Origin of the sequence: uncultured Hymenobacter sp. (genome assembly GCF_964243305.1) — a bacterium.
GTDB lineage: Bacteria > Bacteroidota > Bacteroidia > Cytophagales > Hymenobacteraceae > Hymenobacter.
This window is the reverse complement of the sequence record NZ_CAXTEF010000066.1, coordinates 1-9,345: the sequence shown is the minus strand read 5'-3', so window position 1 is coordinate 9,345 and position 9,345 is coordinate 1. Positions and strand designations below refer to the sequence as shown.

Genomic DNA, 9,345 nt, shown 5'->3' with positions numbered 1-9,345 from the left:
GCCAGCGCCTGCGCCAGCAGGTCGATGACCCGGTGCGCGGCTTCCACCAGACGCCTAACGATCTGCTCGTGATTCTGCGGCAGCTCCAGGCCCGGCTGGCGTATCACGTCAAAATTACGGGCGACGCCTTTGGCGAAATCGAGCTGAGCTGGCGGCTGCTGGCCAACGTGTTTGAGCACCAGCCGCAGGTGGTGGCGCGCCTGCACGGCCCCACCCAGCCGCTGTTTCAGCACCTGGTGCGCCGCACCCAGGAGGCGCTGCGCCAAACCCAGCGCCTGCACGAAGACTACCACCTGGAGCTGGCTGACCAAGCCAATGCGGTGCTGACGGGCTTGTGGCGGTCGGGCGCCGCGCCGCTGGCGCGCGAGGCGGGCTTGCCCAGGGCATTTGGCAGTGAGCAGTGAGAACATCCTGCTGAGCGCCAGCGAAGCATCTCGCCCGGAGAAGTAATCAACGAAACCGGACGATTGAGTTATCACTGAAAGCCACATACTTCGCTGATGCTCAGCAGGACGTTCTTCCTACGCATTTCTGCTCCACTTTCCGGCTTGCATCCTTTCCTGCCTAAAGCCAGTATGCTGCTTGATTTAGTTTTCCCTACCCCCCCTACCCCGCCCCATGTCCACTAACTCCACGCCTCCCCCCGAACACCAGCGCGCCCCGCGCCTGAGCAGCGCCGACCTGCACCAGGCGCTGGAAGAGCTGGACGCCAAGATTCAGACCCTGCGCCAGCGGGCCCACGCCACGGCGGCCGGCTCGCCAGCCACCTACCTTGAGCACGCCAACGCCCTCGAAGCCAAGCGGGCCCAGCTCGCCGCGCAGCTGCACGGGGCCCCCGCCCCGGCCGAGGGCGCCGCCGAGCCCGGCGCCTGGGCCCAGGTGCGGCACGGCATTAGCGTGCTGCGCGACGATTTGAAGAACATCCTTTAGGCGTCTTACTTCTTCCTACCCCCCTGCTTATGCTCAAGGTCCTTCTGTTTCTATTTCTGCTCGGCGCGGGCCCGGCCCTGGCCCAGAGCCGGCCAACCGTGGGCAAGCCCAACCCGCGCCTGCGCAGCCTCGGCCGCACTACTCCCCGGCCCGCCAACAACAAGGCTACGTTCCGCCGCGAGCGCCACCCCAGCGGCCTCGACCTGCGCGTGCACGACCAGGCCAACTTCCGCACCGCCAAAGCCAACCGCAACTACACCACCGGCAAGCGCGGTCGCAACCGAGCCGTTCGGGCGCTGGCTAAAAACCGGTAAAAAAGCGTCCGCAACAGGTATTCAATAGACTAAAAAGCTGGTCATCTTGAGCCCAGTGAAGGACCTTATCAGGTGAGAACGACCATCGTAACAATGGCTCGTTCTCACCTGATAAGGTCCTTCACTGGGCTCAGGATGACCAGCTTTTTTAACTTTTAACTCTCCACTTTTAACTCTCCACTTTTAACTCTCCACTTTTAACTCTCCACTTTTAACTCTCCACTTTTAACTCAAATTTCCTACCCCACCGGCTCGCGGAAACCCACCCAGGTGAAGCGCTTGATGACAAACTCCGGGTTGGTGAAGGAGGCGTTGCCGGCCGGGTTGCCGCCCGTGACGTGGAAGTCGGAGAAGCCCGCGTTCTGGTTGACGTAAATGCTGCCGGTGAGGTTGAAGCTGACGGGCGTGCCGGCCAGGCTCATCTCGTCCATAATCTGCTCCTTGATGGCCTCATCGGTGGTGTAGGCGCCGCACGAGATGGCGCCGTGCTCGCGGGCCAGCTGCGCGGCCAGCCGGATGCTCTCCTGCGTGTCTTTTGTTTTGATAATCAGCATAATGGGCCCGAACAGCTCCTGACTGAACTGCTCGACCTGCGAGGCGTCCAGCTCCTGAATGCTGGGCGAGCAGGTGCGCGCATTCCTGAACGTGGGGTTGTCCACGGGGCCGTGGGCCAGGATGCTGCGCCCGCCGTTGAGGGCCAGCTGCTGCACCCGCTCGTGGGTGGCCGAGCTCTGGATGGCGCCGAAGATGTGCGGCGCCGCCTTGGGGTTTTGCGCCAGGCCCGACACGGCGTTGGAGAGCCGGGCAACTACTTCTTCATAAGGCACTTGCTCTTCGCCCACCTTCAGGCCAGTTTCGGGAATGAAGAAGTTTTGCGGCGCCGTGCACATCTGCCCGGAGTAGAGGCTGACCGAAAACGCCAGGTTCTGGGCCACCTTGTCCAGGTCGGGGCAGGAGTCGAGGATGATGGAGTTGACACCGGTTTTTTCGGTGAACACGGTCTTGCCCTTGAGCCCTTCCACGTACTCGCCAAACTGGTTGCCGCCGGTGTAGTCAATCAATTTCACCGCCGGGCTCTCAGCTAAGTCCTTGGTGATGAGCCGGTCGTCGGCATCGACGGCCAGCTGGCAGATGTTGGGGTCGAGGCCGTGCTCAGCCAGCACTTTCTGCACCTCGGCCACCACGATGGCGATGGGCAGCACGGCCTTCGGGTGGGGCTTGATAATCACGGGGTTGCCCGTCACGAGCGAGGCGAACATGCCCGGCACCGAGTTCCAGGTCGGGAACGTGGCGCAACCGATGACCAGCGCCACGCCCTTGGGCACGGCGCGCCAGCTTTTGAGCAAGGTCAGGTTGTATTTGCCCATCGGCTTCTCCCAGGTCGTCTCCTCGGGGAAGCGGGTCTGCTCTTCGTAGCCGGCCGCGATGGCCTCCAGGGCGCGGTCGGCGGCGTGGGGCCCGCTGGCCTGAAACGACATCATGTAGGCCTGCCCGGTGGTGTGCATGGTGGCGTAGGCGATGTCGAAAAACCGCTCCTTCATGCCTTCCAGGCTCTCGGTGAGCAGGGCCGCGCGCTCGGCCGGCCGCAGCTTGCGCCACGCGGTGAAGGCAGTTTGGGCGCGGCTAATCAGCGTTTCGGGGCTGAAAAACGGGTATTTGATGCCCAGCGCGGCTTGCTCGTAAGGCGTCTCTTCCTGCCCGACCCAGGCTTCGGGCTCGGCTTGCAGCAGCTCGGTGAAGTGCTGGCCGCGCTGCTGCTCGAAGTAGGCCCGGCCGCGGGCGTCGGCGTCGGCGCCGTAGATTTCGGGGCTGGGGTTTTCGGGGAAGGCGGCGAAAAACGTGCGCCCGTGCAGCGCGTCGATGGCCGCGTCGAGGGCCGGCTGATGCTTGGTGGTGAGGGTAGTCATGTAAAGAATTAGGGGTGGGAAAGTAGGGTGCGGGGCTGGCCCCCGCCCGGCGCGTGAATGACCGACGTTGAATTAGTAATTCATCGGCGCGGACGCCGGGCGGGGGCCAGCCCTACACCTTACGTCGTTCAACCTGCCTCGCGCGGCTTAAATTTACGGACATCCCGCCAACTTGCCTTGCCTATGCTTCCTTGCTTACCCCATTTTCGGCGACTATTCTGGCTGCTGATGCTTGTCTGCGCGGCGCCCCAGCTTCAGGCCCAGCCGGGCGTGGCACCGGCCAAAGCCAGGGCGGTGGCCAGTGCACCCGCTCCCTCCCTACCCCCCACCCCGCCCACCATCCCTGGCCAGCTGCTGCTGCGCCTCAAGCCGGGGTTTGAGCCGGCGGGGGGGGTAGGGAACCCGCCCGTGATTCCAGCATTGGCTGGCGCCTTAAAGGCGCTGAATGCGACAAACCTGCGCCAGAAATTTCCGCACAGCCGGGCACCCAACCCGGCCCGGCCGGGCGGCATTAATCTGCGCCTGCTCTACCAAATCAAGGTGCCGCCCACGCTGCCGCTGGCCAAGGCGCGGGCCGTGCTGCTGAGCACCGGCGCCGTCGAGTACGTCGAGCCGCTCTATATCCGGCAGGCCCAGTACCAGCCCAACGACCCCGGTGCCGACTCTACGGCGGCCGGCAACCAGTACTACCTGAAGGCCATTCAAGCCTACCGCGCCTGGGATATTTATAAGGGCGACTCGACGCTCGTTATCGGCCTCACCGACGGCGGCGTGCGCCTGAGCCACGAGGACTTGCGCCGCCAGGTGAAGCGCAACTACGCCGACCCGGTGGATGGAATCGACAACGATGGCGACGGCTACGTGGACAACTTTCAGGGCTGGGACCTGGCCGATGACGACAACGACCCCGGCTATAATGCCGCGAGTATGCCCACCGCGCTGGTGCACGGCTCGCAGGTGGCGGGCGTGCTGGCCGCCGAGCCCGACAACGCCCGCGGCGTGGCTGGCGTGGGCTTCCGGTGCCGGTTTCTGCCCCTGAGCATCTACCCCACCAAGCCCGGCGGCACGTTTGCCGGCTACGAAGCCATCGTGTACGCCGCCGACCACGGCTGCCAGGTAATCAACCTGAGCTGGGGCGCGCCGGGCGGCTACTCGCGCTTCGAGCAGGACGTAATTACCTACGCCGCCGTGGTGCGCAACGCCGTGGTGGTGGCCGCCGCCGGCAACACCAACGCCGACCTGCGCTTCTATCCCGCCTCTTACGAGCACGTCATCTCGGTGTCGGGCGTCAATGCCCAGGACGTGAAAAGCCCCAGCGCCACCTTCAGCCGCCGCATTGATTTGACGGCGCCGGGTCTTGACATACTGACCACCTACGGCTTCGAGCGCGAAAACGGCCGCGGCCCGGCCGACGCCGACTACAGCGCGGTGGGCGGCACCTCGCTGGCCGCGCCGCAGGTGGCGGCGGCGGCGGCGCTGGTGCGGGGGCGGTTTCCGGAGCTGACGGCGGCGCAGGTGGCGGCCCAGCTGCGGCAGACTGCCGACCCCATCGACACGCTGCCCGGCAACGCGGCCTACGCCGGCCGCCTCGGCACCGGCCGCCTCAACCTGGCCCGCGCCCTGAGCGAAACCGACCGCCGCGAGGCTCGCGTGGTCGGCAGCCGCTTCCAGCCGGCCCGCGCCAGCTTCGCGCCCGGCGAGGAGCTGCAACTCAGGGCCACGGTTTGGAATCTGCTGCGCACGCTAACCGACGTACAAGTGACGCTGACCTCGCTCTCACCCTATGTGACTGTAAGTCAAGGCGAATTTACGGTCGGCCGCCTCGCCACTCTCGACAGCGTACGCGTGCCCGCCGCGGCGCCTTTCCGGCTGCGCGTGGCGGCGCAGGGCGTGCCGCTCAACGCTACGGCCACCCTGCGCTACCGCATCACCGCCGCCGGCGGCTACCAGTCCGACGACTTCGTGGACGTGGCACTGAATCCCGACTACGTCACCCTCAACGCTGGCAACCTGGCCCTGACTCTGACCAGCCGCGGCAACCTGGGCTACGACAGCAACGGCCTTTTCGGCCAGGGCGCAACTTATAAGAACGGGCCGCCGCTGCTCAGCGAGGGCGGCCTGCTGCTGGCCACCAGCCCCAGCCGCGTGTCGGACCGGCTGCGCGGCACGCCCCGCGGCACGGCGCGCGAGTCATTCTTCAGCCTAAGCCAAGCCCGCCAAATTTTGAACAGCCCCGGCGCCGGCAGCGCGCTGGCCGACCAGGAAGCCCGCGTCTTTTTTCAGGATTCCCTACCCCCCCTCAATCCTGATAGGAGCCTGGGCGTGCAGGTGCGCCTGCGCGGCCAGAGCTGGACCGCCGCCCCGCGTCGCGACTTTGTGCTGCTGGAATACAGCATCAAGAATGGAAGCGATGGGCCACTCGACCCGCTGCTGGCGGGTCTGTTTATGGACTGGGACCTGCCCGGCGACGCCGGCCGCAACGTGGCCGCCTGGGACTCGGTGCGCCAGCTGGGCTACTGCCACAGTGTGCCGGCCCCGCGCCAATTCGCCGGCGTGCGGCTGCTGAGTGGTGGCGCGGCCGTTACCTACGCCATCGACCACGGCGCCCCGGCCGGGGCACCCGTATATTTCACCGATGGCTTCAGCCGGGCTGAGAAATACCGGACGCTGAGCAGCGGCACGACCCGCGCCACGCGCACGGCCGGCGGGCCCGCCGGCGCGGATGTCTCGCAGGTAGTAGGCGCCAGCCTGGGCCGGCTGGCGGCCGGCAATTCCGCCACGGTGGTGTTCGCGGTGCTCGCCGCCAGCTCTTTAGCTGAGCTGCAAGCCGCCGCCGATGCCGCGCAGGCCGCTTACGCGCAGTTGCTGCCGGCCCGGCCGGCCGCGCCGGGGGTAGGCTGGCACGTCTATCCTAATCCGGCCGCCGGCCGCCTGCAAGTGGAAGTACCCGCCAGCTTCGCTCTGCGCGAAGTACAGCTTATCAATGCGCTGGGGCAGCTGGTGCTGCGTCAGGCCACCGATAGCCGCTCGGTTAGCCTGAGCGTGGCGGGCCTGGCGCCCGGCCGCTACACGCTGCGGGCGCAGGGCCAGGCGGATGTGCTTACTCGAACTGTGCTCCTAAACTGAGCGTGAACTGACCTTGAGCGCGCGGAGGGGGGGTAGGAGTTTTGAGAAAGGGCTTAGGGAAAAAACCAGATAATTTGTTGCAGCTACTTGTAAGCCTGGCGCTTACAGCAGCAAGTACCAAAATCACAAGTTTTGGTCTTCAGAAGGACATTCATTTATCTCGTACAGTCTTGAAAGCCAATAGGCTAGATTATCTGACAATTGCTGCTTGTATTGGTTTGCTTCCTAAGCTCCTCAAGATTAAAGAATTGGGCAAACACTCGCAAATACTTGTAGGGTGCTCTAGCCGGCGCGATACGCTACAACTCTTATTTTGAGGCGGATTGAGCGCCGCGCGGCCGGCTCGTGGCGTTTTCTGCCCCGGCTCACCTATTGCGACTTTCGGTTGGTGCGCCCGACCAGATACGCCCGCGCCGATGCGGAGTGTGCCGCGCCACACTTCCCGAGCAGCGCGGAGCTAAATAGACATCCGCAGACCTCGCTGCTGGCCGGGAATGCGCTTTCAACTGAACATGCCCACTGCGTTCTTGCTCGGCAAAGCTGTTTTACCGGTCAGGAAAACATCGACCTGGCGGGCGGCCTCACGGCCCTCAGCAATGGCCCAGACCACCAGCGACTGGCCCCGGCGCATGTCGCCGGCCACGAACACGTTGGGCCGATTGGTTTGGTAGGCGCGGTCGTCGGCCTGCACGTTGCCGCGCTCATCCATCCCTACCCCCAGTTGCGTGAGCAAACCCTCCCGGCGCGGGCCGGTGAAGCCCAGGGCCAGCAGCACGCGCTGGCAGGGGATTTCGCGGTTGGAGTCGGGCATTTCCTCGAAGCGCAGGCGGCGGCCCATCAGGTCAGTTTCCCAGGTCACTTCGCTCACGAGCAGGGCCCGGAGCTGGCCGTTTTCGTCGCCCAGAAAAGCCTTGGTGTTGACGCCCCAGTAGCGCTGGCAGCCTTCTTCGTGCGAGGTACTGCTGCGGAAAATGTGCGGCTCGGCCGGCCAGGGCGTATGCGCCGGGCGCTCGGTGCCGGGCTGGTGCATGAGGGCAAACTGCATGACCGAGCGGGCGCCCTGCCGGTTGGCCGTGCCCACGCAGTCGGAGCCCGTGTCGCCGCTGCCGATGACCACCACATCCTGCCCTTCCAGCCAGATTTCCTCCCGCTCGCTGGTTGACTCGCCGAGGGGGGGTAGGGCGCTCACCCGGCGGTTGTGCCCGGTGAGGTAGTCCATCGCGAAATGAATGCCGGGCAGCTCGCGGCCCGTGATGTTCATATCACGGGGCACGCTGGCGCCGCCGGCCAGCACCACCGCGTCGAAGTCACGGGTCAGCTCCTCGGCCGGCAGGTCGCGCCCGATTTCGACGCCGCAGCGAAACCCGATGCCGTCGTCTTCCAGCAGCTTGATGCGGCGGTCAATGACCCATTTGTCCAGCTTGAAATCCGGGATGCCGTAGCGCAGCAGGCCGCCGGGCCGCTCGTCGCGCTCAAACACCGTGACCAGGTGGCCGGCCTTGGCCAGCTGCGCCGCCGCCGCCAGCCCCGCCGGCCCGGAGCCGACCACGGCCACCGTTTTGCCCGATTTCAGGACCGGCGCCGTCGGCTGTACGTAGCCCTTGGCAAAGGCGATTTCGATGATGTGCTTCTCAATCTCCTCAATCGCCACCGGGTTGCTGTGAATGCTGAGCACGCAGGCCGACTCGCACGGCGCCGGGCAGATGCGGCCCGTGAACTCGGGAAAGTTGTTGGTGGCGCTCAGAATCTCGTAGGCTCCAGCCCAGTCTTGCACCCGCACCGCGTCGTTAAACTCCGGGATGATATTGCCCAGCGGGCAGCCCGCGTGGCAAAACGGAATGCCGCAGTCCATGCAGCGCGCCGCCTGCTGCGTGAGTTGGGGTTCCGAGTAGGTGCCGACAAACTCGCGGTTGTGGGCCACGCGCTCCTGCGGCGCGGCCTTAGGCGGCAGCTCGCGGGCGAATTCTTTGAAGCCGGTAGGGTGGGGCATGTTGGTGGCAGGTAGGATAAAAGGCGGTCATGCAGAACGCAGCGCAGCGGAGTGAAGCATCTCGCTCGGGTAACTAATTCAATCGTTGTTCAGGCAGCTGGATTACTCCTCATAACGGCGCCCGCTAGATGCTTCGCTGCGCTCTGCATGACGTTCTTATTTGTCATTAAGCTCGCCGGCCCAGGTTTCTAAATCAAGGGCTTCCCAGGTCGGATTAAAGCCGGCAATCAGCTTTTCCTTCTTGGCGCGGCTCCAGCCTTTCAGCTCTTTCTCGCGGGCAATGGCTTGCGCTTGGTCGGGGTGAAGCTCAAAATAAACGAGCAGATTGGTTTGGTAGCGGCCGGTGAATTTGCCGGTATGGCCCAAGGTGGTGCCGTGTTCATGCAAGCGGCGGTTCAAGTCGTTCGTCACACCAATATAGAGCACCGTGCGATTGGGGTTGGTGAGCAGGTAGACGTACACGACGAGAGTGATTTTAATGGTTGTGATATAGTAGAAGAGATAAAAGGCGGTCATGCAGAACGCAGCGGAGCGGAGTGAAGCATCTCGCGTGGGGAAGTAATTCAATCGTTGGTTGCCGTTAATTAGTGCTGCACGCGAGATGCTTCACTCCGCTGCGCTGCATTCTGCATGACGGCCTTTTTTACCCCACCGTCGCATACTGCGCTTTTTGCAGCACCTTCTTATACTCGCTCGGAAACACCTTCACGAACTTGCTGGCTTCCTCATTCCAGTTGCCCAGTAGGAACGCTGCTACCTGGCTGCCGGTCAGGTCCACGTGCTGGCGCAACAAGGCTTGAATCTGGTCTTCGTCGTCGGCGTCGAGCGGGTCCAGCTCCACCATTTCGGGGTTGCAGTTAGTGGGGAAAACGCCGGTCGGGTCGTAGACCCAGGCGATGCCGCCGCTCATGCCGGCGGCGAAGTTGCGGCCGGTCTGGCCCAGGATGAGTGCCCGGCCGCCAGTCATGTACTCGCAGCCGTGGTCGCCTACCCCCTCTACCACGGCCGTGGCGCCGGAGTTGCGCACCGCGAACCGCTCGCCGGCCTGCCCGCGCACGAACAGCTCGCCCGACGTGGC

8 protein-coding genes are annotated in these 9,345 nt (G+C 64.7%); 4 read left to right on the top strand and 4 right to left on the bottom strand.

Annotated elements, in window-relative coordinates:
- The 3 genes from ACFE70_RS19760 to ACFE70_RS19750 all read left to right on the top strand — a co-directional run.
- On the top strand, positions 1-404 hold a 404-nt coding region (locus ACFE70_RS19760), incomplete at its 5' end, for a hypothetical protein (RefSeq protein ID WP_375419508.1).
- Positions 405-618: 214 nt separating this feature from the next.
- Positions 619-930, top strand: a complete 312-nt coding sequence (locus ACFE70_RS19755) for a hypothetical protein (protein ID WP_375419507.1) — start codon at positions 619-621, stop codon at positions 928-930.
- 29 nt (positions 931-959) lie between these two features.
- Positions 960-1,244, top strand: coding sequence for a hypothetical protein (locus ACFE70_RS19750; protein ID WP_375419506.1), 285 nt, complete (start codon positions 960-962; stop codon positions 1,242-1,244).
- Positions 1,245-1,483: 239 nt separating this feature from the next.
- Here ACFE70_RS19750 and paaN read toward each other — a convergent pair whose 3' ends face one another.
- Entirely contained in the window at positions 1,484-3,151 is a 1,668-nt protein-coding gene (gene paaN / locus ACFE70_RS19745; protein ID WP_375419505.1) for a phenylacetic acid degradation protein PaaN, read from the bottom strand.
- A gap of 183 nt (positions 3,152-3,334) precedes the next feature.
- On the opposite strand from paaN, the gene ACFE70_RS19740 reads away from it, so the two are divergent.
- The gene (locus ACFE70_RS19740; RefSeq protein WP_375419504.1) at positions 3,335-6,277 is read left to right on the top strand and encodes a S8 family serine peptidase; all 2,943 of its coding nucleotides are present in this window, start codon (positions 3,335-3,337) and stop codon (positions 6,275-6,277) included.
- Between the two features lie 502 nt (positions 6,278-6,779).
- Here ACFE70_RS19740 and ACFE70_RS19735 read toward each other — a convergent pair.
- The 3 genes from ACFE70_RS19735 to ACFE70_RS19725 all read right to left on the bottom strand — a co-directional run.
- Positions 6,780-8,267, bottom strand: coding sequence for a glutamate synthase subunit beta (locus tag ACFE70_RS19735; RefSeq protein WP_375419503.1), 1,488 nt, complete (start codon positions 8,265-8,267; stop codon positions 6,780-6,782).
- 156 nt (positions 8,268-8,423) lie between these two features.
- On the bottom strand, positions 8,424-8,783 hold the full coding sequence (locus ACFE70_RS19730; RefSeq protein ID WP_375419502.1) for a GIY-YIG nuclease family protein: 360 nt from the start codon (positions 8,781-8,783) through the stop codon (positions 8,424-8,426).
- Positions 8,784-8,910: 127 nt separating this feature from the next.
- A partial coding sequence (locus ACFE70_RS19725; protein ID WP_375419501.1) for a hypothetical protein occupies positions 8,911-9,345 on the bottom strand: 435 nt, incomplete at its 5' end.